The organism is Enterobacter cloacae complex sp. S1 (assembly GCF_014930525.1).
GTDB classification, from domain to species: domain Bacteria; phylum Pseudomonadota; class Gammaproteobacteria; order Enterobacterales; family Enterobacteriaceae; genus Enterobacter; species Enterobacter hormaechei_C.
In genome coordinates this window covers 119,436-144,391 of record NZ_JADBRE010000017.1, presented here as the reverse complement: position 1 = coordinate 144,391, position 24,956 = coordinate 119,436, and the positions used below count along the sequence as shown (strand labels likewise).

The following is a 24,956-nucleotide window of genomic DNA, read 5'->3' as shown; positions in this document are numbered from 1 at the left end:
CTCTTATCTGGCTGATAATCGGGAAATTTCAGGGAGCGGTTTTGAAGAAAGTCAGCATTATTGATGTCGCAAAGCATGCGGGCGTGTCGGTTTCTACCGTTTCGCTGGTGCTGCGCCAGAAAGGGAAGATCTCAGAGGCGACGATCGGGAAGGTCAATGCCGCCATCACAACGCTGGGCTATGTTCATAACGTCGCCGCTGCCAATCTTCGCGCCAACACCTCCAACTTAATCGGCCTGATCCTGCGCGACTTCAGCGACAGCTTTTCCATCAAGGTGATGGCGAGCATCGTTCAGGAGCTGGAGAAACAGGGTTATATGGTATTTCTCGGTCAGCCGCTGAACGACGGCGAACATCTTGAGCGTACCCTGCTCTCGTTTAAGCAGCAGGGCGTGGCGGGCGTCATCTACCTGGCGTCGGACACCCGCGCCGCCTCTCTTCCGGAACACATTCGTCACTGCCCGCTGCCGCTTGTGGCGGTTTCGCAGTCGTTGCTGGAAGAGAAATGCAACCTGGTGATGCGCGATAACCGCCAGGCGGCGAACCTGGCCGCGCGTTATCTTATCGAGCGCGGGCACCGTAACATCGCCTACATTGGCGGGCGCGACGGGTGCCGTATCCGCGAGCAGCGCCTGCTTGGTTTTCGCAGCGCGATGACGCAGAGCGGCCTGGTCTGGCGTGAGGAATATTCTCCCGCCTGTACCGATGACACGCAGGCGGCGGCCATGGCGACTCGTCAGCTGCTGGAGAAGAACAACACGATTACCGCCCTGCTCTGCCATTCACCGGACGCGATGATCGGTTCAATCTCAGGTATTCACCAGGTGGGGCGCACGGTGGGTAAAGACGTGTTTTTAACCCAGCAGGTGGCGCTGATTGGTTTTGAAGATATGCTCCACGTTAATCTCACGTCGCCGTCACTGACTTACGTTTCGTCTGCCAGCGAAGAGACCGGCCGCCAGGCGGCAGGGCTGATGATCCGCAGGCTGAAAGAGCCGGATCTGCAAACGCAGCGCATTACCCTCTCCGGGCAGCTTATCGCGCGGGAATCGGCGTAAAATCAGAATTTAGCACAGGTTTGCTGCGGCGGATCTGCTGCTATATTCCCATGATTTGCCATGGATAAATGCAATGCCTACCGTTATCACCCACGCTGCCGTACCTCTGTGTCTGGGCTTAGGGCTCGGAACCAACGTCATCCCACCCCGCCTGCTGTTTGCCGGGATCGTCCTCGCCATGCTGCCCGATGCCGACGTACTGGCGTTTAAATTCGGTGTTGCCTACGGGAATATTTTCGGCCACCGCGGTTTCACTCATTCGCTACTGTTTGCCCTGGTGGTGCCGATACTCTGCGTGCTGGCAGGCCGACGTTGGTTCAGGGCCAGCCTGACGCGGTGCTGGCTGTTTTTAACCGTGTCATTGCTGTCGCACAGCCTGCTGGATTCAATAACGACAGGCGGGAAAGGCGTCGGCTGGCTGTGGCCATGGTCTGATGAACGCTTCTTTGCGCCGTGGCAGGTGATCAAGGTCGCGCCGTTTGCGCTGTCGCGCTATACCACGCCGTACGGGCATCAGGTAATCATTTCAGAACTACTGTGGGTGTGGCTGCCGGGGATGGTGCTGATGGGGTTGCTGTGGTGGAGAAAACGTGCGCGCTGATGCCCTCACCCCGGCCCTCTCCCACGGGGAGAGGGAGAAAACCTAACAATTCCCTCTCCCTGCGGGAGAGGGTTAGGGTGAGGGGAAAATTACTTACGACGCCAGGTGGTTCCCTGCGGGCCATCTTCCAGAATAATACCCATCTCGGTCAGACGGTTACGCGCCGCATCCGCCGCCGCCCAGTCTTTCGCCTGACGCGCTTCGAGACGTGCTTTGATCAGTGCTTCAATTTCCGCCACTTCACCGTCGTCCGCCTGCGCGCCGCTTTGCAGGAACAGGTCCGGCTCCTGCTCCAGCAGGCCGAGCACGGAAGAGAGCTTACGCAGATGAGACGCCAGCGCATTGGCCACCGCCATATCTTCTGACTTCAGGCGGTTCACCTCACGCGCCATGTCGAACAGCACGGAGTAGGCTTCCGGGGTGTTGAAGTCGTCGTTCATGACCTCAACGAAGCGGGCCTCGAACGCCTCACCGCCTGCGGCCGGAACAGATTTATCGGTGCCGCGCAAGGCGGTATACAGACGCTCCAGCGCAGCGCGAGCCTGCTTCAGGTTCTCTTCGCTGTAGTTCAGCTGGCTGCGATAGTGGCCAGACATCAGGAAGTAGCGCACGGTTTCCGCGTCGTAATACTTCAGCACGTCGCGCACGGTAAAGAAGTTGCCCAGCGATTTCGACATCTTCTCGCGGTCAACCATCACCATCCCGGAGTGCATCCAGTAGTTCACGTACTCGCCGCCGTGAGCGCAGGTGGACTGCGCGATTTCGTTTTCGTGGTGCGGGAACATCAGATCCGAACCGCCGCCATGGATGTCGAAATGGTTGCCCAGCTGCTTGCAGTTCATCGCGGAACATTCAATGTGCCAGCCCGGACGCCCTTCGCCCCACGGGGATGGCCAGCTCGGTTCGCCCGCTTTGGACATCTTCCACAGCACGAAGTCCATCGGATTGCGCTTCACGTCAACCACGTCCACGCGCGCACCGGCCTGGAGCTGGTCCAGATCCTGGCGGGAAAGCGCACCGTAGGTTGGGTCCGTCGGCACCGAGAACATCACGTCGCCGTTGTCCGCCACATAGGCGTGACCGCGCTCGATCAGCTTTTGGGTGATATCAATGATTTCATGGATATGGTGGGTCGCACGCGGCTCGCTGTCCGGGCGCAGAATATTTAAGGCATCAAAATCCTTGTGCATTTCGGCGATCATGCGATCCACCAGCGCGACAAAGCTTTCGCCATTTTCATTAGCACGTTTAATGATTTTGTCGTCGATGTCGGTGATGTTGCGCACGTACTTCAGGTTATAGCCCAGGAAGCGCAGGTAGCGTGACACCACGTCGAACGCGACAAAGGTACGGCCATGGCCGATATGACAGAGATCGTAAACCGTAATACCACACACGTACATGCCGACTTCCCCGGCATGGATAGGTTTAAATTCCTCTTTTTGGCGCGTCATTGTATTAAAGATTTTTAACATCGAAGATTCCATGTAAACACGTGTGTGGATTGTTTGTTCCTTATAATACCCATAATTCGGAGTACGGTCAGCACACAATGCAAGGTGATCGTGTCCTGTGGTTATGCTATAACAAGCCCCTATATGTGACCCGAGCACGGGTCGACGCACCACAATAACGGAACAGGATGCAAAAATGGTTACTTTCCACACTAATCATGGCGATATCGTAATCAAAACCTTTGATGACAAAGCGCCTGAAACAGTTAAAAACTTCCTGGACTACTGCCGCGAAGGTTTCTACAACAACACTATTTTCCACCGTGTGATCAACGGCTTTATGATCCAGGGCGGCGGTTTCGAGCCTGGCATGCGCCAGAAAGAGACGAAAGAAGCGATCAAAAACGAAGCGAACAACGGCCTGAAAAACACCCGTGGTACGCTGGCAATGGCCCGTACTCAGGCGCCACACTCTGCGACCGCACAGTTCTTCATCAACGTAGCGGACAACGACTTCCTGAACTTCTCTGGCGAAAGTCTGCAAGGCTGGGGCTACTGCGTATTCGCAGAAGTGGTTGAAGGGATGGACGTGGTCGACAAGATCAAAGCCGTTTCTACTGGCCGCAGCGGTATGCACCAGGACGTTCCTAAAGAAGACGTTGTGATCACAAGCGTGACCGTCAGCGAGTAATTCGTGGCGACACTCTTTATTGCGGATCTGCATCTGCAAACAGAAGAACCGGCGATAACCGCCGGTTTTCTGCGTTTTTTACGCGGTGAAGCGAAAAGCGCCGACGCGCTGTACATTCTGGGCGACCTGTTTGAGGCCTGGATAGGCGACGACGATCCGAACCCGCTGCACCGTGAGATGGCTGCGGCCATTAAAGTGCTGGTGGATTCCGGCGTCCCCTGCTATTTCATTCACGGCAACCGTGATTTCCTGATCGGCCAGCGCTACGCCCGCGAGAGCGGTATGACGCTGCTGCCGGAAGAGCAGGTGCTCAACCTCTATGGCCGCAATATTCTGATCATGCACGGCGACACGCTCTGCACTGACGATACCGGCTACCTGGCGTTTCGCGCCAAAGTTCACACCCCGTGGATCCAGAAAGTGTTCCTCGCCCTGCCGCTGTTTATCCGCAACCGCATCGCCGCCAGAATGCGCGCGGGCAGCAAGGCCGCCAACAGCAGCAAATCGATGACCATCATGGACGTCAATCCGCAGGCGGTGGTGAAGGTGATGGAGAAGCATCGCGTTCAGTGGTTGATCCACGGCCATACCCATCGTCCCGATGTGCATTCCCTTATCGCCAACGGCGAGCCCGCCCATCGCGTGGTTTTAGGCGCCTGGCACAGCGAAGGATCGATGGTCAAAGTTACGCCGGAAGGTGTCGAACTGATCGCCTTCCCGTTTTAACGCCTCCCCGTCTTTTCGCTCATTCCCCGACCACGCAACCGTTTTCCTTGCCGGTATTACATGCTATTCTCTGTGCCCTCGAAAGCAGTGTGTTCCGCACCACAGGAGTTTTAAGACGCATGTCTTCCCGCAATAATCCGGCGCGTGTCGCCATCGTGATGGGGTCCAAAAGCGACTGGGCTACCATGCAGTTCGCCGCCGAAATCTTTGAAATCCTGAATGTTCCGCACCACGTCGAAGTGGTTTCCGCGCACCGTACGCCGGATAAACTGTTCAGCTTCGCCGAAAGCGCCGAAGAGAACGGTTACGAGGTGATCATTGCCGGTGCGGGCGGCGCAGCACATCTGCCGGGCATGATTGCCGCCAAAACGCTGGTGCCGGTACTCGGTGTTCCCGTGCAAAGCGCCGCGTTAAGCGGGGTGGATAGCCTTTACTCTATTGTCCAGATGCCGCGCGGTATTCCTGTCGGTACCCTGGCGATTGGTAAAGCAGGTGCGGCAAATGCCGCTCTGCTGGCCGCGCAGATCCTGGCGACGCATGATAAAGATTTGCACCAGCGTCTGGCGGAGTGGCGTAAAGCCCAGACCGATGAGGTGCTGGATAACCCGGATCCGCGGGGTGCAGCATGAAGCAGGTTTGCGTTCTTGGTAATGGTCAGCTTGGCCGGATGCTGCGTCAGGCCGGTGAGCCGCTGGGTATTGCCGTCTGGCCCGTCGGGCTGGATGCCGAGCCGGAAGCCGTGCCGTTCCATCAGAGCGTGATCACCGCCGAAATTGAACGCTGGCCGGAAACCGCCCTGACCCGCGAGCTGGCGCGCCATAACGCCTTTGTGAACCGCGACGTCTTCCCGATCATTGCCGACCGTCTCACGCAAAAACAGCTTTTCGACAAGCTCGGCCTCGCGACCGCGCCGTGGCAGCTGCTTTCCGATAAGCGCGAGTGGGATGACGTGTTTGCGATGCTGGGAGACCTGGCGATTGTGAAGCGTCGCGTCGGCGGCTACGACGGCCGCGGGCAGTGGCGCCTGCGCGCGAACGACACCGCCGAGCTGCCGGACGACTGCTACGGCGAGTGCATTGTTGAGCAGGGCATTAACTTTAGCGGTGAAGTGTCGCTGGTTGGCGCGCGCGGGCATGACGGGCACACCGTTTTTTACCCGCTAACGCATAACCTGCATCAGGACGGGATTCTGCGCACCAGCGTCGCCTTCCCGCAGGCCAATGCTGACCAGCAGGCGCAGGCGGAAGAGATGCTCTCTGCCATTATGCATGAGCTGGGCTATGTGGGCGTGATGGCGATGGAGTGTTTCGTCACGCCGTCGGGTCTGCTGATCAACGAACTTGCGCCGCGCGTGCACAACAGCGGCCACTGGACGCAAAACGGCGCCTCCATCAGCCAGTTCGAGCTGCACCTGCGCGCCATCACCGATCTGCCGCTGCCGCAGCCGGTGGTGACCAGCCCGTCGGTGATGATCAACCTGATCGGCACCGATCTGAACTACAACTGGCTGAAGCTGCCGCTGGTGCACCTGCACTGGTACGACAAAGAGGTGCGTCCGGGGCGTAAGGTCGGCCATCTGAACCTGAACGATACCGACACGGACCGCCTGAGCGCCACGCTGGAAGCGATTGTTCCCCTGCTGCCGCCAGAATATGCGAGCGGTATTGTCTGGGCGCAGTCAAAACTGAAGTAAGTATCCCTCGCCGGGGAGTTGACCTTCCCCTTCCCCGGCGTACAATCCCCGCCCATTGCTGCTCAGTTTTCTTCTGGAACCACCATGAACGATGGAACGGACTATCGCGCGATCCTCGCGTCCGATACCCCTTTAATCGACGTTCGCGCGCCGATCGAATTTGCCCAGGGTGCGATGCCCGCCGCACTCAACCTGCCCTTAATGAACGACGACGAGCGTGCCGCCGTCGGCACCTGCTATAAACGCCAGGGTCCGGACGCCGCGCTGGCGCTCGGCCATAGCCTGGTCAACGGCGAGACGCGCGAGGCGCGCATCAGCGCCTGGCGGGAAGCCAGCCTTGCCCATCCTGAGGGCTACCTTTGCTGCGCGCGCGGTGGCCAGCGCTCACACATCTCCCAGGCCTGGCTGAAAGAGGCGGGCATCGACTACCCGCTGATCCGCGGCGGCTATAAGGCCCTGCGTCAGACGGCGATTCAGGTGACCATTGAGCAGTCACAAAAGCCGATGGTGCTTATCGGCGGCTGTACCGGTAACGGTAAAACGCTGCTGGTTAAGCAGCATGCGCAGGGCATCGATCTGGAAGGGCTGGCGCACCATCGCGGCTCGTCGTTTGGCCGCACGCTCACCCCGCAGCTTTCTCAGGCGAGCTTCGAGAATCACCTTGCGGTTGAGCTATTGAAAAAAGACGCCGCGCGCTGGGTGCTGGAAGATGAAGGCCGGATGATTGGCTCTAACCACCTGCCGGAGTGCCTGCGCGACCGCATGGCTGAAGCGCCTGTCGTGGTGGTTGAAGATCCGTTTGAGATCCGTCTTGAGCGCCTGCGCGAAGAGTATTTCGTCCACATGTGGGCCGACTTTTCTGCCGCCTGCGGTGAAGAGGCGGGCTGGAAAGCGTACAGCGAATATCTGCATCACGGCCTGTACGCCATTCGTCGCCGTCTGGGGCTGCAACGCTTTGCGGAATTTACCGCCCTGCTGGATGCCGCGCTTGTCGAGCAACAGCGTACTGGCAGCACTGACGCGCACTTCAGCTGGCTTGTGCCGCTGCTGAAGGACTATTACGACCCGATGTACGGCTATCAGCTGGAGAAAAAGGCGGAGAAGATTGTGTATCGCGGGACGTACGAAGAAATTGCTGAGTGGCTCGATCGCTGAAAAATAAAGCCGGGTGGCGAGGTAAAAGCAAAACGGCAACCTGGGTTGCCGTTTTTAATGTTTTTTCCCTCTCCCCGTGGGAGAGGGTCAGGGTGAGGGCATCAGGCCGCACCCTACATGACAACTTAGAAGTCGTAACGCAGACGCACCAGGTTCATATCGCCCAGGTTGTCGGTGCTGGAGGTGAACACGTGTTCGTAATCCACGCGGAAACCGTAATCCAGCTGGAAGCTGATACCCACACCGTTGTCGATGCGCTGGTAGTTACGGCCATTCACGTACTCAATACGGTCGCCCATGAAGTACGGCTGGATGGATTTCACCGCATACTGACCAACCAGGAACTTGTAACCCGCAAAGTATTCAATACCCCATGCATCACCGGCGAAGTAGTCGTTAACGGACACTTTTTTGGTGGTCAGGAAGTTTTGATACCAGCCGCCGCCTGCGGAGAAGGTCCAGTTATCCGGCGTCCAGCTCAGGGCGGTACCAAGGATATTCTGGTCGTAGGATTTGCTGTCGCCGTTGTCCGGGTTACGCATGTCCGCGCGGGTGTAGTTCCACGCTGCGCCCCAGGTCAGATCGGTAGTCAGGTGATAATCGATACCCAGTGAACCGCCGCCTTTACGTTTGTAACGCAGGCCGTTGCCCGGCAGGTATTCGCTGTCTTCAAACAGGTAAGAGGCGTAGATGTCAGCATCGCCCACGGTTTTCTTGTACTTCAGCATCTGGCGTGAACGGTAAGAGCCGTCATAGTCGCCGTTGATCCCGTTACCTGGCGCCTGACCGATCATGTCGTAGTCCCAGATATCGGTTTTTGCGCCCACTACGTCATAGTACACGCTGTTCTGCTGGCCGAAGGTCAGCGTACCCCAGGTGTCGCTCTTCAGACCGGTGTAGAGCATACGACGAGAGGTGTCGTGCGCGCCGTCGGCGTAGTGATGATCCCAGTTGAACTGCGCCGGAATATTCACACCCAGCTCGTAGTAGCTGATCCAGCTGATGTCATCGAACAGGTAGTAATCCGCAGCGAAACGGAAGCGGGTGCCGCCGTCAAAGCCGTTGCGCTTGTAGCTGTTTTTGCCGTCATCACCGGTCATATTCTGGAACTGAGGACGAATACTGCCGCCAACGGTAAAGTTCAGGCGGCTCAGCGGGTTACCCGCCTGCGGATCCTGTTTCAGAAGGGTGATTTCCGCCTGAGATGCGAAAGAAGCCAATGCCACTGCTGCGCCGATCGTTGTCGCCAGCGCTGTTTTTCTTATAGTCATTCTTTTTCCTTGATAGACACGCTGCTAAATATTTAGCTGGTGAATATTAACCGGAAAAATTCGGGCTGTGTGGGCGGGTTTTTAATGTTTTGTGCTACTAAATGCAGGGGCATTAACGATTTGTGCCGTTAAGCAATGACGCACCAGCAGAAATGCCGGTGCGTCATCATCACGTCAGTAAACTAGCTGACAAACTGGCGGAATAGCGCTTTACCTTTCAACAGCCGGGTTCCGAGCCAGCCGCCGCACAGGGACAGCAGCACGGCGCCGCAGACGGGCAGCGTGAGCCACAGCCGCCAGTCGGGCTCCCACGGGAAGTCGAAGACCTTGCTCTGGAGTACCGCCAGCGCGGTTTCAGCCCCGATGGCCGCCACCAGGCCCGCCACCAGCCCGAGCAGGGCAAATTCGCTCCACAGCGTGGCGCGCAGCAGCCGTTTACTGGCTCCCAGCGTGCGGTAGACCACCAGCTCCTGATGACGCTGACGCATGCCCACCTGCACCTGCGCCAGCAGCAACAGCACGCCGCAGACGGTCACCAGCACTACCATCACCTCCAGCGCGCGGCTCACCTGCTCCAGCACCTGCCCGACCTGTTTGAGGATCGCGCCGATATCCAGCAGGCTCACCGTCGGAAATTCCCGGTTAAGCTGCGTCAGCATGCCGTTGCCGTTTTCCCAGCGGAAGCTGGTGAGCCAGCTCTGGGGCTGTCCGTCCAGCGCACCCGGCGGGAAGATGAAGAAGAAGTTTGGTCGCAGGCTTTCCCAGTCCACTTTACGCAGGCTGGTAACTTTGGCGGTGAAATCCTGGGTATCACCGGTGAAGGTCACGCTGTCGCCGAGGTTCACGTTCAGGCGTGTTGCCAGCCCCTCCTCCATCGACACTTCCCCCGCTTTCGGCGGCCAGGTGCCGGCAACGATCGGGTTATGGTCCGGACGTTTCGCCTGCCAGGTCAGGTTGAGTTCGCGATTGAGCGCTTCATCCTTATTTCCCTCCGTCGACTGGCCGTTGATCTGCGTCAGGCGGGCGCGCACGATCGGATAGAACGATTCCGGAATAATGTGATGCTCAGACAGGAAACCCTTCAGCGGCGTCACCTGTTCGGGAGCAATGTTGATCAGGAAATAGTTCGGGCTTTCCGGCGGAAGCTGTTGCTGCCAGCGATCCAGCAGATCCCCGCGCAGCACCAGCAGAAGCGCCAGCAGCATAAACGACAGCGAAAATGCCGAGAGCTGGCTGAGGGTAGACCACGGCTGGTGCAGCAGTCGGTTAACCGCTAACCGTATGGGGAGTGATTTAACTGTCAGCTTTCTCAGGACATTAAGCAGTATCCAGCCCACTACGCCGCACAGCAGCGCCAGCACCACCGCGCCCGCCAGCACCGCCCACAGCAGCGTACTGCCGCCCATCAGCCAGGCCAACAGCCCGACCGCCACCGCAATAATCACCGGCAGATAGAACTTCAGCGGCCAGACGCTGGCCACCACATCGCGGCGCAGCACGCGCAGCGGCTGGGTGGCGAGCAGCAGCCGGTACGGGCGTAACCCCACCAGCAGGGAGATCGTCGTCATCGCGCCGATGGCCCACAGCCACGGCCAGAGGCTGGCAGGCGGTAATGCGGCGGGCAATACCGGTTTGAGCAGCACCATCAGCAGCTTTTCAAACAGCAGCCCGATGGCTCCGCCGGTCAGAGCCGACAGCGCCAGCACCATCAGCCACTGGCCGACAATCAGCTTGCGCAGCTGCGCGCGGCCCGCGCCGAGGGTTTTGAGGATCGCCACCAGATCGTAACGGCTGCGGCAGTAGTGCCCCATCGCCACGGCAACCGCCGCAATGGCAAGCAGCAGAGTTAACAGCGCCGACAGCAGCAGGAACTGCTGGGAACGTTCGAGGGATTTGCCGAGCGCCCCGTCATCCTGCTCCAGCCCGTACCAGCGGTGTTCCGGCTTGAGCTGCGGCAGGAGCCATTTTTCGTACGCCTCCAGCTGCGCAGGCGTCCCGCCAAACTTATACCGCCAGGTGACACGGCTTCCCGGCTGGACGGCGTTGGTTTTCGCCACATCAGCGGTGTTCATCAGCAGGCGCGGCGCAAGCTGGAACGGATTAAATCCAGAGTCGGGCTCCTGCACCACTTCCCCGGCAATTTTGAGTGTCGCGTCGCCGACGTCGATACTGTCGCCGGGTTTCAGGTTCAGCAGCGCCATCAGTCGCGATGCCAGCAGGACCGTACCGGCCGTCGGTTTTAGCCCCGGCGGGCTGGTTTGTAAGTCACCGTACATCGGGTAGATGTCATCCACGGCTTTTACGCTTGCAAGCTGCGGCGTGTCGCCCGCAAAGGTCATAGTCTGAAAGGTGATCTGCTCCCCTACCTTCAGCCCCTCTTTGCGCGCTTCCTCAATCCAGCCCGGCGGCACGGGGCGAGAACTTTGCAGAGCCCGGTCCCCGGCCATAAATTCCCGACTCTGCTGGCTAAGCCCTTTCTCCATACGATCGCTGACGCTGCCGAGCGCCAGCACGCAGGCCACCGCCAGGCTCAACGCCAGCCAGACAATCAGCAGCGAGGGCGAGCGCCACTCGCGCCAGAACCAGCGGGCAATCATGCTTCCTCCTGAAGAATACCGTTCACCAGCCGCAGGCGGCGGTCGCAGCGGGCGGCCAGCTGCGGATCGTGGGTAACCAGAATCAGCGTGGTGCCGTGCTCGCGGTTGAGGGAAAACAGCAGATCGGCAATCTTGTCTCCGGTTTTACGGTCAAGGTTACCAGTGGGTTCATCGGCAAACAGCACTTCAGGGCGCCCGTTAAACGCCCGCGCCAGCGCCACGCGCTGCTGCTCACCGCCGGAAAGCTGTGCCGGAAGATGGTCGAGACGTTTGCCTAGCCCCAGCTGTTCCAGCAACGCCTTCGCGTGATCGCGGCTTTCACGAGTATTGTCACCACGCAGCAGGCCGGGCAGCTCAACGTTTTCCAGCGCGTTCAGCGTCGGGATCAGCATGAATGACTGAAAGACAAACCCGATATGCCGGGCACGCAGCGCGGCGCGGGCCTCTTCATCAAGCGCGTGGAGGGGCTGGCCGACCAGGTTCACTTCACCACTACTGCCATCGTCCAGACCAGCGAGAATGGCCAGCAGTGTGGACTTACCGGAACCGGATTCACCAATCAGGGCGATGGTTTCGGCACGTTTGACAACGAGTTCAACTCCGGTGAGGATGGAAAGCTCGTGTTCTCCCTGACCGACGGACTTCTTAAGACGATGAACTTCAACAATGTTTTCCGCTGGCATTTGCCCTTCCTGTTTTTGATGCTGATGACCTTCCGCGCGGCGGCTGCGGACACGTTATTGATTCTGGGCGACAGCCTGAGCGCGGGCTATCGTATGGCCGCCAGTGCGGCCTGGCCCGCCCTGCTCAATGATAAATGGCAGTCCCGGGCGTCTGTCGTGAACGGCAGCATCAGCGGCGATACGTCGCAGCAAGGCTTATCGCGCCTGCCTGCCCTGCTTAAGCAGCATCAACCGCGTTGGGTGCTGGTTGAACTGGGCGGTAATGATGGTTTGCGCGGCTTCCAGCCTCAGCAAACGGAGCAAACGCTGCGGACCATTTTGCAGACCATTAAGGCCGCCAATGCCCAGCCGCTGCTGATGCAAATTCGCCTGCCCGCCAACTACGGCCGTCGGTATAATGAGGCGTTTAGCGCGATCTATCCTAAGCTTGCCAAAGAGTTTGATATTCCGCTGCTGCCATTTTTCATGGAAGAGGTCTATCTGAAACCCCAGTGGATGCAGGATGATGGCATTCACCCCAATCGCGATGCCCAGCCGTTCATTGCCGACTGGATGGCAACCCGGCTGGCTCCTTTAGTAAAACATGACTCGTCAAACAGCTGAGAACCTGACAGGTAAAGTTATGCAAAAATCGGTCTTAATAACAGGATGTTCCAGCGGAATTGGCCTTGAAAGCGCCCTTGAACTGAAACGCCAGGGGTTTTGGGTACTGGCAGCCTGCCGCAAACCCGAGGATGTCGAACGCATGCGAGGGCTGGGATTTACCGGCATTCTGCTGGATCTCGATTCGCCAGAGAGCGTAGAGCAGGCCGCCGATGAGGTTATCGCCCTGACCAACAACCGTCTTTACGGTCTGTTCAACAATGCGGGCTACGGCGTGTACGGCCCGCTACAGACTCTCTCACGGGAACAGCTGGAGCAGCAGTTCTCCGCAAACTTTTTCGGGGCGCATCAGCTTACCATGCGCCTTCTCCCCGCCATGCTGCCGCACGGCGAAGGGCGCATCGTGATGACCTCCTCGGTCATGGGCCTGATCTCCACGCCGGGCCGCGGGGCTTACGCCGCCAGCAAATATGCGCTTGAAGCCTGGTCCGATGCGTTGCGCATGGAGCTGCGCCACAGCGGTATTAAGGTCAGCCTGATTGAACCGGGCCCGATCCGCACCCGCTTTACGGAAAACGTTAACCAGACGCAGGCGGACAAACCGGTCGAAAACCCCGGCATCGCGGCGCGTTTTACGCTTGGGCCAGAAGCCGTCGTTGCCAAAGTGCGCCACGCGTTTGAGAGCGATACCCCTAAAATGCGCTATCCGGTCACGCTGGTAACCCATGCCGTCGGCTGGTTGAAACGCCTGCTGCCGGGGCGGATGATGGACAAAATTTTGCAGGGTTGAGTTGAAGCGACGACGCTTACCCCCATGTAAAGAGTAAACCGATAAAAGAGAATGCCGCATGTCCGTACAGAATATCGTCAACATAACTGAAGCTAACCTGCAACAGACGCTCGAACAGTCAATGACTAAACCGGTGCTGTTCTACTTCTGGTCTGAACGCAGCCAACACTGCCTGCAACTGACGCCGGTCCTGGAAAGCCTTGCCGCGCAGTACAACGGTCAGTTCATTCTGGCGAAGCTGGATTGTGACGCCGAACCAATGGTGGCTTCCCAGTTTGGCCTGCGCGCGATCCCAACCGTCTACCTGTTCCAGAACGGTCAGCCGGTGGATGGCTTCCAGGGTCCGCAGCCGGAAGAGGCGATCCGCGCCCTGCTGGATAAAGTTCTGCCGCGCGAAGAAGAGCTGAAAGCGCAGGAAGCCATGGCGCTGATGCAGGAAGGCAAGTACGACGAGGCGCTGCCGCTGTTAAAAGACGCGTGGCAGCTGTCGAACCAGAACAGCCAGATTGGTCTGCTGCTGGCAGAGACCCAGATTGCGCTGCACCGCCCTGAAGACGCGGAAGCCGTGCTGAAAACGGTGCCGATGCAGGATCAGGATACCCGTTATCAGGGTCTGGTGGCGCAGATTGACCTGCTGAAACAGGCGGCCGATACCCCTGAAATTCAACAGCTTCAGCAGCAGGTTGCGGACAACCCGCAGGATGCCGCGCTGGCAAGCCAGCTGGCGCTTCAGCTTCATCAGGTGGGGCGTAACGAAGAGGCGCTGGAGCTGCTGTTTAGCCATCTTCAGAAGGACCTGGGCGCCGCAGACGGACAGGCGCGGAAGATGTTCCAGGAGATCCTGGCCGCGCTGGGTACCGGTGACGCGCTGGCGTCGAAATATCGTCGTCAGCTGTACGCGTTGCTCTACTAGTAAAAAAATGCCCGGTGGCGCTAACGCTTACCGGGCCTACAAAAGCCGATATTACCCCGTCTTTTTCAACTGCGTCACCACCAGCTGGTGGCGCGCGTTGTAAAACTTCCGATAGGTCAGGTAGCAGGCAATGATGGTGGACAGGCTCGCCGTAGAGAGCAGCATAAACGTCACCATAATCTGGTATTTAATGGCTTTTACCGGATCGATACCGGCAAAAATCAGCCCCGACATCATGCCCGGCAGGCTCACCAGACCCACCGTTTTGGCGGAATCCACCGTTGGGATCAGCGAAGAGCGAATGCTGTCGCGGATCAACCTCGCCGAGGCCACCTTCGGCGTCGCGCCCAGGCTTAGCTTCTCCTGAAGCTGCTGCTGTTCACTGCTGAACCGTTGCCCCAGATTGTTGTAGCACAACCCGACCGCCACCATCGCATTGCCCGCAATCATCCCGGAAATGGGGATCACCTGCATCGGCGTAAATTCTATCGAGCCGGAGAGTACCAGTACCGCCAGCGTTAACGCGGTCCCGGTAGTGATGGCGATCAACGACGAAATGAACGCTTTATCGATGTATTTACTGCGTTTCTGCGCGTTCCATGCCGCGTTAAAGCAGATAAACAGCACCATCAACAGGGTCAGCACGGCATGATTGACGTTGAAGATGTATTTCAGCACATAGCCGACGATGATGAGCTGAATGACCGCGCGGGCGATACTCCAAAGAATATCTTTTTCCAGCCCCAGCTTTTCCCGGTAGCTGACCACAATCGCCACCAGCACCAGGACCATCGACAGCGCCAGCGATTCGTTGGTTATGTTATGTTCACCCACGGTGAGCCTCCTCCATTTTCCCGCCCTGCGGCCTGAGCGTGATGACATCATCCGCATGGGTAATTTCATTTGAATCATGCGTCACCCACAGCACGGCAATATTCTGCTCCCGGGCGTAGCGATGGATAATGTCATTGACGTTGCGCTTGTTAGCGTCATCCAGCGCGCTGGTGATTTCGTCCAGCAACAGCGCCTTCGGCAAGAATTGCAGGTTACGGATCAGCGAGACGCGCTGCTTTTCCCCTCCCGACAGTTCGGCGATCGATTTGGTCAGCGTCTCCGGCGAAAGCCCGAACCGGGTCAGATCGTCGGTAAACTTTTTCGGATCAGGCGTTTGGTTGCGGATGTGCCAGGGGAAAACCAGATTGTCGTACACCGTGTCGCCAAACAGGGACGGCGTTTGCACGCAGTATGACACCTGCTGGCGATAGCTTTCCGGTGAAAGCGTGGCGATATCTTTTCCTGCAAACAGGATGGTTCCCTCCGTTGGGCTCAGTAGCGAAGCCACGATTTTCAGGAGGGTGCTTTTGCCGCAGCCGGAGGGGCCAGTTATCAGTTTAAATTCGCCCGGAGAGAGACAAAAATCAACGTGCTGAAGGATGGTGTTATCACCCACACGAAAGCCAACATCCCTGATATCCAGAAGATTTTTTTTATTATTCATTCCGATTCCGTTAACCGCTGTAATAAGAACAGCCTTTAGCATAATCCTTTCCGCTACGCAGCGCGAATAGCCTTAACCTATAGCAAGTGTTAAACTTTTTGCTCGCTAATTGTCACCTCTATAACTACAGGAAGTCAGCAACATGACACATATCTTTTATGAGTTCTCTTCCCTGAAGCCTGGTGTTCCTGATGTGGAAACATTAATGGAAGTCATCAATTCTTCTGAACTCACGCGTTTTGTCATGGGTGCAGAGGTGGTCGATTTTGTTAAGAAGGCGCTCATCGTTAACACCACAATCGGTAGCTTTAAAAACTGCTATTTTGCATTCGATGATGGAGCGTACTTTCTCGAGTTTGACGGCAAGGGTAAATCCAGACGCTTTACTGAGGTGCCGGACTGGTTCGTTTCCCCCGCGGAATTTGCCCGCTCGCAATGGCTGATTAACCATGATCTGGCCGATGTGAAGGCGACGGCGTTTATTGACGTGCTGATGTCCTATCCGCTTAAAGAGCGCCGGGCGCACTGCAATCTGCTGTTTGGTCTGGATCTGCATAAGGTCAATGTGGTTCCGGCGCCTACAGCCCCTGCCGGAAAAATGGGCAATAAAAACGGAAAAACCACCAAGCCTCGCGTCACAGACCTCGGCTCTTTTGAGCTTTTTACCGCGTTCTTTGCGCGTATGAAAACCGCCGTCAATGCTAATGAATTCCCTACCCTACAGGTACTGACCGGCCAGGAGGATCTTACAAAAGCGCCGCACAGCTTAAAGCAAGGGATCAGAACCTGGTTTAAAGCGATTACCGGCGATCTGCCGCCGAACAACAAACGTGTCGGGGCGGGCAATGCGGTATTGTTCTGCGCTCCCGTTCGCGAGCAGATCCAGCAGATAGAGGCCATCGGCCTGGAAAAATACTATCAGGGCTTATCAAAAGCCATCGCTGACGCCGGGGATGGGTTTATCACTGACTTCAGCTATACCTGGTCTGAAAAGTAACGCTTTGCGCCCCGCATCCCGAACGGGGCGTTTTATTTCTGCCAGTCCGGTTCCCACCTCTTTACAGGGGCGAAATCCTGTTCGTTAGCCGATATACTTACGTTCAACAAATACGCAGTTTTTCTCGTTACGGCATGCAAAACAGGAGGTTTTTATGCTCATCGTTGTTCCTGTCCTTATATTCGTTGCGCTGGTTATCGTGGGCGCAGGCGTCAAAATTGTCCCGCAGGGTTACCAGTGGACCGTCGAACGCTTCGGTCGCTACACCAATACTCTTCAGCCGGGTTTAAGCCTGATCGTCCCGTTCATGGACAGAATTGGGCGTAAGATCAATATGATGGAGCAGGTGCTGGATATCCCTTCCCAGGAAGTCATCTCCAAGGATAACGCCAACGTCACCATCGATGCGGTGTGCTTTATTCAGGTGATTGATGCGCCGAAAGCGGCCTATGAGGTGAGCAACCTGGAGCTGGCGATCGTCAACCTGACCATGACCAACATCCGTACCGTGCTTGGCTCAATGGAGCTGGACGAAATGCTCTCCCAGCGCGACAGCATTAATACCCGCCTGCTGCACATTGTGGATGAAGCCACCAATCCGTGGGGGATCAAAGTGACACGCATTGAGATCCGCGACGTGCGCCCACCGGCAGAGCTGATTGCTTCCATGAACGCGCAGATGAAGGCCGAGCGTACCAAGCGTGCCTATATTCTTGAAGCCGAAGGGGTGCGTCAGGCTGAAATCCTGAAAGCGGAAGGGGAAAAACAGTCGCAGATCCTGAAAGCCGAGGGCGACCGTCAGTCTGCCTTCCTCCAGGCGGAAGCGCGTGAACGTTCGGCAGAAGCGGAAGCCCGCGCGACGCAAATGGTCTCCGAGGCGATTGCCGCGGGGGATATCCAGGCCGTGAACTACTTCGTCGCGCAAAAATATACCGATGCGCTGAAGGAGATCGGCTCCGCGAACAACAGCAAGGTGGTAATGATGCCGCTGGATGCCAGCAGTCTGATGGGATCTATCGCCGGAATTGCCGAGTTGATCAAAGACGGCGGAAACGAGCGTAAAAAATGATTGAGCTCATCGTTGCACATCCTCATGCGTTCTGGCTAAGCCTTGGCGGCTTACTGCTGGCCGCCGAGATGCTTGGCGGCAACGGTTATCTGCTGTGGAGCGGGGTTGCCGCGGTGATTACAGGGCTGGTCGTCTGGCTGCTGCCTGTCGGCTGGGAGTGGCAGGGCGCGCTGTTTGCCGTGCTGACGCTGCTGGCCGCCTGGCTGTGGTGGCGCTGGCTGAACAAACGGGTGAAGGCGCAGAAGCCGGTCGACGCGCACCTCAACCAGCGTGGGCAGCAGATCGTGGGTAGACGCTTTACGCTTGATAACGCGCTGATCAACGGACGCGGTCATATGCGCGTGGGGGACAGTTCGTGGCCGGTGGTGGCCGACGATGACCTCAGCGCCGGCACGCGGGTTGAGGTCATTGCGGTGGAAGGCATTACCCTGCGGGTTAAAGCCTGTTAGACGTGGGTTTTACGGTGGCAGCAGCCGGAAAGATTGTCGATAATCGGGCACTCGGCGCTGTCATCTCCCGGGCAGGATTCTGCCAGCTGTAACAGTTGCTCACGCATCGCCTGTAATTCGATGATATGGCGTTCGATCTCCGCCACTTTTTCCAGCGTACGTTTTTTCACGTCGGCACTGTGGCGTTTCGGATCGTTAAACAGGTTAACCAGCTCGCCGCACTCTTCAAGGTTAAATCCTACCTGTCTTGCCTGGCGCAGTAACGTCAGTTCATCAAGATGCAGCTGCGTATAGCTGCGGTAGCCGTTCTCACTGCGCAACGGTGGCGTCACCAGCCCTTTTTCCTCATAAAAGCGAATCGCTTTGCTGGTTAAGCCGGTTTTTTTCGCAACATCGCTGATATTCACATTTCCCCCTTGACCTTCCCCTTGATGGTGGGATTCTGACAGGCGCATCTCCGTAAGCTACTGCGCCAAATCAGTATTTGGCAGACTTAACTAACCCGTCCCCCCGCTTTGCCTCCAGAGTGTGGACACAATGTGGACATTCCGCTGAGAGGATTATAGCTCACAGCGTCCAGTAAATAATCTGGTGCGAAGTGTGCATAAACCATCGTTTGAGAAATATACGCATGACCCAAGATTCGCTGTAAAGCAATGATGTTGCCCCCTTCATCATAAAGTGCGTTGCGAACGTGTGCCGTAAAGCATGGGCCGCCTGTGCATCTGGCAAATTGGGTTTTGCTTCTTTCATCCTCAAGCGGAACGTTTTATAACTTACCCGAAAAAGCCGCCCTGATTCCCTGTCTTTGATTTTCCTGGCGATATCATCCGATAGCGGAACAACGCGTCTTTCACCGTTCTTTGTCAGGGTAAACATAACCCTAATACCGACAATATTTTCCGCTTTCAGACTGTATGCTTCCCCCCTAGCCATCAGTAGAATCGCAATGCGGTGGTAAGCCCACGCCGATCACAGCGGTATCTCGATCAAATATGGCATCAAATTTGTGCTGAACTCGCACTCCGCGAACTTCCTGTTTTCGGTCTTTGCGTCGCTGAATCCCATTATGACGGTACTCAGTACTGGCATGGCCTGTTGTTTACAGCACCAGAGCACAATGCGGAGTTGAAAGAGGTTCATGGAAGACTACGCAACGCTTGAGGATGCGGAATAGTAAACTGTTTAGTATGGTAAACAGCCCGGCTGTGAACTCAAGTCGTTTGATCCGGCGTTGGGTAGCACTACGGGTAATGTCGTCAAATACATCTAAAAAAACAGTGATGTTTACGCTCTGGACGGCAACAGCGATCACGAAAATGGACGCCCTATGAAGGAAACCTCTAAGTACGCAACGGCCTAGGCGTCATGTTGGGGTATACGCCAATTCCAGTTTTTATGGGGAGCGCAATTATCAGTCTGGCTTTAACTGCGTCGCCTGAGAAATCAGGAGTTAGCTGACAAAGTTAGCGCTATCTTTGGCGAGTTGCATCGCGCCACTCACGCGTGAGATTGGCAGGGTTACATCACTTTGCAGGGTGGCCCTTTTGTTTCCCTCTCCAAACTTGTTCTCCGCGCCTGGTAACAATACAAAAACGAGCCGACCAGCTACGGCGAATATCAGTAGGCTATTAAGGTCCTGGTTATACCTGCGTCCAGCATTTCATTCGTAGAAATGGGTCCCCATTCTTATCGCATTGTGAGGTTGAAACTCAAATCTTCAGACCGCATAGATACGGGTTTTGACCTTAAGGGCGCGTCTGCGTCCTCTTGGACTCGTGTCAAAAACTGTACAGAATATGAAAAATATACAAATAGAGCGGGCTAAATTCACCACAAGAAGAACCAGAGCAGTATGAAATTGGTCAAATTAGCCGTGAACAGAAAAAGCGGCTTAATGAAAGTATTAGAAACTACAAACCAGAACGGCAGAAATTACCTGCTGATGAATTAGAGACGCTTGCAAATCATATGTCCGCTTCAGATTGCGATAAATCAGACCAAAATTACATGAAAGTGTCGTCGGCTATCCGCGATGAGTTAGCAACTCAGCGCAGTAGTGTTGTGAGGGCTGCGTTAATAACTGATCATCGTCGTTATCAGCTTTCCTCATTTGGGGATTAAGTCCATACCTGATATTGATGCACTTCGGCGCGGGGCCTCGCTTTCTTTTAGGAGCATCTTGTTTACCTGAACGATGGTTATTTAGTGGAAAAGACTAAAGCGATGTACTGTAAGGCAAGTGATTGTGATGCAGAGTTAAGTAACCTATGGCGATGTAAAGCTCTGCCAAGCTTGTACAGCGAAGCTGAAGGCGAAGGAGTTCTCGAACCAGTGCCGCGATGAAGTTAAGCATAGAGTAAAAGCGCAAAGGAAACGGGAGAATAACGTCCTCCTTGAAAGACTAAGGATTGCGCACATAATTGGGGGTAGACGTGGGCAAGTACTTTAATGATTATGAGCCAGAAGCTGACTATCAAAACTGACTTTATTATCACGTGTCGTCTCATGAAGAACGCGATTCGCAAAGTCAGTATATACCTCCACGTGAAGAGCAAAAAGATAGCGTTCCTAAACCTGAGGTTATACAAGCCGAATGGTAAGTAGTTAATGTGTTTAGTGATTACACTGAACAGAAGGCATAAGTTTAAGCAGCGGAGCTAAATTATTTCAACTCTATAGATAATATTTGTACTAAATCATTAAAAGAATGATAGCGATAAAATGCAAGGAAAAAATAATTGACGTTTTTAAAAAATGCACTACGGAGGCATGTGACACCTTCATAGTGCTTAAATGATTATGAGTAGTATGATCTATGCAAATTACTGATTGCTTCACCTTCAGTAATTAAATGCGTAGCTGATCCTTGTCTTATATAATAACTATTTTCAAAGTGGCAGACTTCTCCAACACTTTTTATTTCGATTTTCAAAACATGCAACCCTTCGTATGAACATAATGAAATATCTTTCAGTATTTGCTGTTTTAATGCATCACTAAATTTAAACGATTCGATTTTTTGTTTTATGAACAGGAAGTAATTATCTATGTTTTTTGAATGAATTATGGCTTCATGATCAATTCCATTGATGAAGTATCCATTAGACTCAATAGGTGTAACACCATATAATTTTTTAACTCTTTCTGCCGTAGCTTTGGTGTCGGATATGCCTACCAAGATATAACCATTTGCTTCCCTACCGATATTATTAATTGCTACAGCCGTTTGAACAATATTAATAAAACAATCTTCATCTATTTTGTTTTCGCCTGACAGGATGAATAAACCCTGTTTAAAATCATAATTTGGCTGTTCTGTTCTTGAATTATTAAGTAGGGTTCTTATCAGCGTTTGCCATGCATGATTGATAAATTTACGTTCTGACTCTTTAAAATATCGTTTAATTAAAGCGCATAAGTCTTCGACACTTTTCTGACGAGCGCTAGCTGCCCAGCGACCACCTTCTGTTTGTACCATTGAACGTTGTACACTGTCCCCGAGCTGTGCGATAAATTTCTGTTCATCATCAAGTTGCATGTTTTCATTTATTACTAATTCATACAAAGCAAGAAAAACCGCTTGATAGTAACGTGGGCATTCTTGAGATGAAGACGTATTGCCTAGAATATGTGTTCTGAAATTCAAATCGTTATCATCAAATAGCTTTTGAATCATCTCATATACGATGAGATAATTATTTATAATTTTCTCCGCACTATTTGTCTGAATATAATTCTCTAATTGGGTTCGTGTATGGATTGCATGAGTCGTCGAACCTTCACCGTAAAATGTATCAAGTGATGATGACCCCGATGTAGGCTTGTCATCTAAGAAAATATAACCTAAGATGTTTGCGACTAACTCTTCGTCGTCAGAATCCCTGATACTAGGCCTACTAATTATATGATTTCTAATATAGAAATGGTTATCAATATTTATTCCATAATCAAGACCGTCATTGCAAATGGATATGTTATGTATTTTATTAAGTCCCATTATATCGCTATGAGTAGTATCACCTCTTATAATGGTTGAGATTTTTCTCACTAATTCTGAAAAATTACTTACGCAACCCGCGCTCCGTAGTTCTTGTTTCGATAAAATCTTACCATTGGAATTTATACGGCGAAATACTTCGTCAATGTGATCCTCAGTTGAGGAGTATTCCGATATGGCAAATCTATAGCGAGCAATTAATGCGGAGCTTTCACGAGATAACACTGGTTCTTTTTGTTGAATTTTGCCACTATCTTTTAGTTCTTTTGTTAATGCAATAGCATCTAAATCAAAGTATTTGCCATTTAACGAGAATCGCTGTTCAATAAAACTCATTAAAGCTTCTAGTCTTTGCATACCATCGAGAATTTCTCTTTTGTTGTCAATGGAAACGAATAATAGCAAAGGGATAGGATACTGTTGAGTCATTGATGAGATCAATGCGGTTTTCTCGTTAAGGGACCATACTAACTTTCTTTGGTATCTTCGATTTATAATTAATTTATCTTCTAAATACCATTCATATAATTCTTCTGCTGTCTTGGAGTCAATATCTAAGTTTTCATTAGCCATTTGATGTATCTCGAATATTTAGTAAAGAAACAGATAGGACACGTATTGGATTAAAATACATTGAATTTGTAACTGAAGTCAATCTGATGGACAAACTTCCAACTGCACAATTATGCATAAAACTGCACAATAAAATTGGTCGTCTTTTGGTCCTATAGCGACAGTATCTCCTCTATCTAGCGGTGAATCTGCAAATGCACATAAACACGCAAGTTTGTCAGGCGCAGGTGACGGGGGAACAGCCCACGCGAAAGAGGTGAGGGAGGAGATGCATTTAAATGCCATTTTTCGGCCTTTCCTGCCTTTTACGCTTCTAGGTGTACGCGGGGTCAATTGCAGTTTGCGGCTGCCAGTGTGGCGCTTATGGGTTCAGTGTGAGGGGCGATAAATTTAGTGCAGAACGGTTGGTCGGTTATGCGGTGATTGAAAATTACTCAAGGAGAACTGCCGCAGGATGCGCGGCGGGTAGAATGGGTCCCTCGTCTTTGAGCAGAGCGTAGGAATTGAAGCGTATCACTTCCTGACCGAGCCAGTCATGAATGCCTTCATTGCTTCCATCACCGAGCGATCCATTGCCTTCTGGTATTGCGCCCATCAACTGCGGCGGAATGAAGCGAGCGGCGCTCAAATCGTTGCACGTTGCCGATTTGATGTTAAGAAACTCATCCTTTGCTGATATCCCACGCGATGCCTTTCCCTCCTTGCACTATGGAAATAATCAATTCAACCTGATTATTTAACAAAAACCCTGCGCTGTAATGATGCTTTTCTCTTGTCAATGCGCCCAAATCCGATAAAATCAAAATTATTTGTAACAAAAAGACAATATTTTATTAATCATAGAAGATAGGTTTATGGCATTGGTTAGCTGCCCAGAGTATCTTAAGGATGTAAGTGATACAGCATTGCGTTGCCGTCATGTGGGAAGCAACTTAAAAAGCCACGACGTTCACTTTTTGGAAAAGTCATCAAGTGGTCTTTTATATTGTTCAACTTATTTATAATCTACTGCCTCTTCGCAGGATTAGTTGGTAGTGGTGATGTAATAAATCACGCAACTTCCGATGCAGAAAGATCTGGGGCTGCAATTGGTACAGGTCTAGGTTTAATGGCAATCGTTAGTGTTTGGGTTATAGGCAACATAATCATCGGTAACCTTGTATTCCTGATAAGACCAAAAGGATGATTAAATGAAAAAGCTTTTTTTAAATTTAATAGCATCATTTGTGGCACTCAATGCAGCGTCTGTGTACGCAGGAAGTGAACATAAAAACTTCAATGCAGTCCTTGAATGTCGGGGTATGGAAAATAATGCTGAACGACTTTCTTGTTACGACAAATCAATACCGCCATCACGAACACAAAATGCTGAGAAATTCGAGAGTAGGGATCAATGCCCCGAGGAGAAAGGCGACGGTAAACGACTATCTTGTTACGATCGCTTCTTCTCACCAACGTTTAAAACTACAACAAGCTCGATAAACACGTCAGCAAAAAATGATTATCAGCAACCTGACCGAGCGAAGTTGTTAGAGTGCCAAAGTGAAATTAATGGCACTAAAAGGCTGGCATGTTTCGACAAGTTATTCCCGCAGACTACATCCGCAGAAACTGAGGCTGCGCAAGATACTGTTTCTAACCCTGGCAAGTGGCAAACATCGATTAGCACCTCACCGGTAGACGACTCAAAAAACATAATCCTCTCACTTAACAGTAATGATTACATTCGAACACCTTTTGGTGAAAGTGTGATTCCAACAATGTATGTAGCCTGCCGCGAAAAGAAAACGGAGGTATTCATTAACTGGGATGTGTACCTGGGCCTTGAGCAAACGAGCATGCTCTACCGCCTGGATAAGCAGAAAGCAGTTGAAAAAGAATGGTCTATCTCAACTGATACCAAAGCGGTTTTTTACAAGGGTAGTGACATTGATTTCATTAAATCTCTAGCTAAAGCAGACAAAATGTTCACCAGAATCACCCCATACAATGAAGCCCCGGTGAGTGCAACCTTCGATCTGAAGGGCCTTTCAGATGCAATGAAACCGCTTCAAAAAGCTTGTGGTTGGAAGTAAACCAAGTTTATGTCATTAAACAGAGCTACCTTCAGACGATGAAGAGTAACTTGTTATGAA

23 protein-coding genes and 3 pseudogenes are annotated in these 24,956 nt (G+C 53.5%); 16 read left to right on the top strand and 10 right to left on the bottom strand.

Going from position 1 to position 24,956, the window contains the following annotated elements; genetic code table 11:
• The first annotated feature begins 41 nt into the window (after positions 1-41).
• Both malI and IM290_RS12400 read left to right on the top strand, forming a co-directional pair.
• Positions 42-1,058 carry a Mal regulon transcriptional regulator MalI gene (gene malI / locus IM290_RS12405; RefSeq protein WP_023303216.1) on the top strand — a complete coding sequence of 339 codons (1,017 nt, stop codon included), beginning with the start codon at positions 42-44 and terminating at the stop codon, positions 1,056-1,058.
• 73 nt (positions 1,059-1,131) lie between these two features.
• Positions 1,132-1,659 carry a metal-dependent hydrolase gene (locus IM290_RS12400; protein ID WP_059294740.1) on the top strand — a complete coding sequence of 176 codons (528 nt, stop codon included), beginning with the start codon at positions 1,132-1,134 and terminating at the stop codon, positions 1,657-1,659.
• Between the two features lie 89 nt (positions 1,660-1,748).
• Here the strand turns inward: IM290_RS12400 and cysS are convergent, their stop codons facing one another.
• Positions 1,749-3,134, bottom strand: a complete 1,386-nt coding sequence (gene cysS, locus IM290_RS12395) for a cysteine--tRNA ligase (protein ID WP_193041776.1) — start codon at positions 3,132-3,134, stop codon at positions 1,749-1,751.
• A gap of 175 nt (positions 3,135-3,309) precedes the next feature.
• Here cysS and ppiB point away from each other — a divergent pair, with 175 nt between their 5' ends.
• From ppiB to mnmH, 5 genes are all read left to right on the top strand, one after another.
• The gene (gene ppiB, locus IM290_RS12390) at positions 3,310-3,804 is read left to right on the top strand and encodes a peptidylprolyl isomerase B (protein ID WP_000256009.1); all 495 of its coding nucleotides are present in this window, start codon (positions 3,310-3,312) and stop codon (positions 3,802-3,804) included.
• Positions 3,805-3,807: 3 nt separating this feature from the next.
• On the top strand, positions 3,808-4,530 hold the full coding sequence (lpxH, locus tag IM290_RS12385; protein ID WP_047637546.1) for a UDP-2,3-diacylglucosamine diphosphatase: 723 nt from the start codon (positions 3,808-3,810) through the stop codon (positions 4,528-4,530).
• Between the two features lie 119 nt (positions 4,531-4,649).
• Complete coding sequence (purE, locus tag IM290_RS12380; protein WP_006809824.1) at positions 4,650-5,159, top strand: 5-(carboxyamino)imidazole ribonucleotide mutase; 510 nt, start codon at positions 4,650-4,652, stop codon at positions 5,157-5,159.
• A complete protein-coding gene (gene purK, locus IM290_RS12375; protein WP_003858922.1) occupies positions 5,156-6,223 on the top strand; it encodes a 5-(carboxyamino)imidazole ribonucleotide synthase in 1,068 nt (355 codons plus the stop codon). Before purE ends, purK begins: the two co-directional genes overlap by 4 nt.
• A gap of 84 nt (positions 6,224-6,307) precedes the next feature.
• Positions 6,308-7,378, top strand: a complete 1,071-nt coding sequence (mnmH, locus tag IM290_RS12370; protein ID WP_015571228.1) for a tRNA 2-selenouridine(34) synthase MnmH — start codon at positions 6,308-6,310, stop codon at positions 7,376-7,378.
• Between the two features lie 125 nt (positions 7,379-7,503).
• Here the strand turns inward: mnmH and IM290_RS12365 are convergent, their stop codons facing one another.
• The 3 genes from IM290_RS12365 to ybbA all read right to left on the bottom strand — a co-directional run bounded on the left by IM290_RS12365 (position 7,504) and on the right by ybbA (position 11,929).
• Complete coding sequence (locus IM290_RS12365) at positions 7,504-8,649, bottom strand: porin (protein ID WP_193041777.1); 1,146 nt, start codon at positions 8,647-8,649, stop codon at positions 7,504-7,506.
• A gap of 182 nt (positions 8,650-8,831) precedes the next feature.
• The gene (gene ybbP / locus IM290_RS12360; RefSeq protein WP_193041778.1) at positions 8,832-11,246 is read right to left on the bottom strand and encodes a putative ABC transporter permease subunit YbbP; all 2,415 of its coding nucleotides are present in this window, start codon (positions 11,244-11,246) and stop codon (positions 8,832-8,834) included.
• The gene (gene ybbA / locus IM290_RS12355; RefSeq protein WP_017383226.1) at positions 11,243-11,929 is read right to left on the bottom strand and encodes a putative ABC transporter ATP-binding protein YbbA; all 687 of its coding nucleotides are present in this window, start codon (positions 11,927-11,929) and stop codon (positions 11,243-11,245) included. Before ybbA ends, ybbP begins: the two co-directional genes overlap by 4 nt.
• Between ybbA and tesA the strand changes: the two genes are divergently transcribed.
• From tesA to IM290_RS12340, 3 genes are read left to right on the top strand one after another with little or no spacing between them, the layout of a single operon-like run.
• A complete protein-coding gene (tesA, locus tag IM290_RS12350) occupies positions 11,900-12,532 on the top strand; it encodes a multifunctional acyl-CoA thioesterase I/protease I/lysophospholipase L1 (protein WP_003858933.1) in 633 nt (210 codons plus the stop codon). The genes ybbA and tesA overlap by 30 nt on opposite strands.
• A complete protein-coding gene (locus IM290_RS12345) occupies positions 12,513-13,322 on the top strand; it encodes an SDR family oxidoreductase (RefSeq protein WP_006809829.1) in 810 nt (269 codons plus the stop codon). The genes tesA and IM290_RS12345 overlap by 20 nt, the downstream gene beginning before the upstream one ends.
• Positions 13,323-13,380: 58 nt before the next feature.
• Positions 13,381-14,235 carry a co-chaperone YbbN gene (locus IM290_RS12340; RefSeq protein WP_003858935.1) on the top strand — a complete coding sequence of 285 codons (855 nt, stop codon included), beginning with the start codon at positions 13,381-13,383 and terminating at the stop codon, positions 14,233-14,235.
• A 51-nt stretch (positions 14,236-14,286) separates the two neighbouring features.
• Here IM290_RS12340 and fetB read toward each other — a convergent pair whose 3' ends face one another.
• Both fetB and fetA read right to left on the bottom strand, forming a co-directional pair.
• Complete coding sequence (fetB, locus tag IM290_RS12335; RefSeq protein WP_017383223.1) at positions 14,287-15,069, bottom strand: iron export ABC transporter permease subunit FetB; 783 nt, start codon at positions 15,067-15,069, stop codon at positions 14,287-14,289.
• The gene (gene fetA / locus IM290_RS12330; protein ID WP_015571235.1) at positions 15,062-15,733 is read right to left on the bottom strand and encodes an iron ABC transporter ATP-binding protein FetA; all 672 of its coding nucleotides are present in this window, start codon (positions 15,731-15,733) and stop codon (positions 15,062-15,064) included. Before fetA ends, fetB begins: the two co-directional genes overlap by 8 nt.
• A 142-nt stretch (positions 15,734-15,875) precedes the next feature.
• Here fetA and IM290_RS12325 point away from each other — a divergent pair, with 142 nt between their 5' ends.
• From IM290_RS12325 to IM290_RS12315, 3 genes are all read left to right on the top strand, one after another.
• Positions 15,876-16,730 carry a hypothetical protein gene (locus tag IM290_RS12325; protein ID WP_015571236.1) on the top strand — a complete coding sequence of 285 codons (855 nt, stop codon included), beginning with the start codon at positions 15,876-15,878 and terminating at the stop codon, positions 16,728-16,730.
• Positions 16,731-16,884: 154 nt separating this feature from the next.
• Positions 16,885-17,799 carry an SPFH domain-containing protein gene (locus IM290_RS12320; RefSeq protein WP_003858941.1) on the top strand — a complete coding sequence of 305 codons (915 nt, stop codon included), beginning with the start codon at positions 16,885-16,887 and terminating at the stop codon, positions 17,797-17,799.
• On the top strand, positions 17,796-18,248 hold the full coding sequence (locus tag IM290_RS12315) for an NfeD family protein (protein WP_015571238.1): 453 nt from the start codon (positions 17,796-17,798) through the stop codon (positions 18,246-18,248). Before IM290_RS12320 ends, IM290_RS12315 begins: the two co-directional genes overlap by 4 nt.
• On the opposite strand, the gene cueR is transcribed toward IM290_RS12315, so the two are convergent.
• Both cueR and IM290_RS21805 read right to left on the bottom strand, forming a co-directional pair.
• Positions 18,245-18,655, bottom strand: coding sequence for a Cu(I)-responsive transcriptional regulator (cueR, locus tag IM290_RS12310; protein ID WP_017694388.1), 411 nt, complete (start codon positions 18,653-18,655; stop codon positions 18,245-18,247). The genes IM290_RS12315 and cueR overlap by 4 nt on opposite strands.
• A gap of 86 nt (positions 18,656-18,741) precedes the next feature.
• Positions 18,742-19,208, bottom strand: a pseudogene (locus IM290_RS21805) (tyrosine-type recombinase/integrase); the annotation flags it as partial.
• Between IM290_RS21805 and IM290_RS12305 the strand changes: the two are divergent.
• Positions 19,203-19,412: a replication endonuclease gene (locus IM290_RS12305; RefSeq protein WP_129259051.1), complete on the top strand. Its 210-nt coding sequence runs from the start codon at positions 19,203-19,205 to the stop codon at positions 19,410-19,412. The pseudogene IM290_RS21805 and the gene IM290_RS12305 overlap by 6 nt on opposite strands.
• A 1,636-nt stretch (positions 19,413-21,048) precedes the next feature.
• Here IM290_RS12305 and IM290_RS12300 read toward each other — a convergent pair.
• Both IM290_RS12300 and IM290_RS21630 read right to left on the bottom strand, forming a co-directional pair.
• Positions 21,049-22,821, bottom strand: a complete 1,773-nt coding sequence (locus tag IM290_RS12300) for a DUF262 domain-containing protein (protein ID WP_129259053.1) — start codon at positions 22,819-22,821, stop codon at positions 21,049-21,051.
• 430 nt (positions 22,822-23,251) lie between these two features.
• Positions 23,252-23,500 (bottom strand): annotated as a pseudogene (locus IM290_RS21630) (hypothetical protein); the annotation flags it as partial.
• 175 nt (positions 23,501-23,675) lie between these two features.
• On the opposite strand from IM290_RS21630, the pseudogene IM290_RS21625 reads away from it, so the two are divergent.
• Positions 23,676-24,007 (top strand): annotated as a pseudogene (locus IM290_RS21625) (hypothetical protein).
• Positions 24,008-24,011: 4 nt separating this feature from the next.
• A complete protein-coding gene (locus IM290_RS12295; protein WP_193041793.1) occupies positions 24,012-24,896 on the top strand; it encodes a type VI secretion system-associated protein TagO in 885 nt (294 codons plus the stop codon).
• Positions 24,897-24,956: the final 60 nt, after the last annotated feature.

Excerpts from the sequence above, each read along its gene's own strand:
- ybbP (WP_193041778.1), bottom strand. The coding sequence starts at position 11,246 with ATGATTGCCCGCTGGTTCTGGCGCGAGTGGCGCTCGCCCTCGCTGCTG.
- mnmH (WP_015571228.1), top strand. The coding sequence starts at position 6,308 with ATGAACGATGGAACGGACTATCGCGCGATCCTCGCGTCCGATACCCCT.
- purK (WP_003858922.1), top strand. The coding sequence starts at position 5,156 with ATGAAGCAGGTTTGCGTTCTTGGTAATGGTCAGCTTGGCCGGATGCTG.
- IM290_RS12320 (WP_003858941.1), top strand. The coding sequence starts at position 16,885 with ATGCTCATCGTTGTTCCTGTCCTTATATTCGTTGCGCTGGTTATCGTG.
- IM290_RS12295 (WP_193041793.1), top strand. The coding sequence starts at position 24,012 with ATGAAAAAGCTTTTTTTAAATTTAATAGCATCATTTGTGGCACTCAAT.
- IM290_RS12345 (WP_006809829.1), top strand. The coding sequence starts at position 12,513 with ATGACTCGTCAAACAGCTGAGAACCTGACAGGTAAAGTTATGCAAAAA.
- IM290_RS12300 (WP_129259053.1), bottom strand. The coding sequence starts at position 22,821 with ATGGCTAATGAAAACTTAGATATTGACTCCAAGACAGCAGAAGAATTA.
- cysS (WP_193041776.1), bottom strand. The coding sequence starts at position 3,134 with ATGTTAAAAATCTTTAATACAATGACGCGCCAAAAAGAGGAATTTAAA.
- ybbA (WP_017383226.1), bottom strand. The coding sequence starts at position 11,929 with ATGCCAGCGGAAAACATTGTTGAAGTTCATCGTCTTAAGAAGTCCGTC.
- IM290_RS12315 (WP_015571238.1), top strand. The coding sequence starts at position 17,796 with ATGATTGAGCTCATCGTTGCACATCCTCATGCGTTCTGGCTAAGCCTT.
- IM290_RS12365 (WP_193041777.1), bottom strand. The coding sequence starts at position 8,649 with ATGACTATAAGAAAAACAGCGCTGGCGACAACGATCGGCGCAGCAGTG.
- IM290_RS12340 (WP_003858935.1), top strand. The coding sequence starts at position 13,381 with ATGTCCGTACAGAATATCGTCAACATAACTGAAGCTAACCTGCAACAG.
- tesA (WP_003858933.1), top strand. The coding sequence starts at position 11,900 with ATGAACTTCAACAATGTTTTCCGCTGGCATTTGCCCTTCCTGTTTTTG.
- fetA (WP_015571235.1), bottom strand. The coding sequence starts at position 15,733 with ATGAATAATAAAAAAAATCTTCTGGATATCAGGGATGTTGGCTTTCGT.
- ppiB (WP_000256009.1), top strand. The coding sequence starts at position 3,310 with ATGGTTACTTTCCACACTAATCATGGCGATATCGTAATCAAAACCTTT.
- purE (WP_006809824.1), top strand. The coding sequence starts at position 4,650 with ATGTCTTCCCGCAATAATCCGGCGCGTGTCGCCATCGTGATGGGGTCC.
- IM290_RS12400 (WP_059294740.1), top strand. The coding sequence starts at position 1,132 with ATGCCTACCGTTATCACCCACGCTGCCGTACCTCTGTGTCTGGGCTTA.
- IM290_RS12325 (WP_015571236.1), top strand. The coding sequence starts at position 15,876 with ATGACACATATCTTTTATGAGTTCTCTTCCCTGAAGCCTGGTGTTCCT.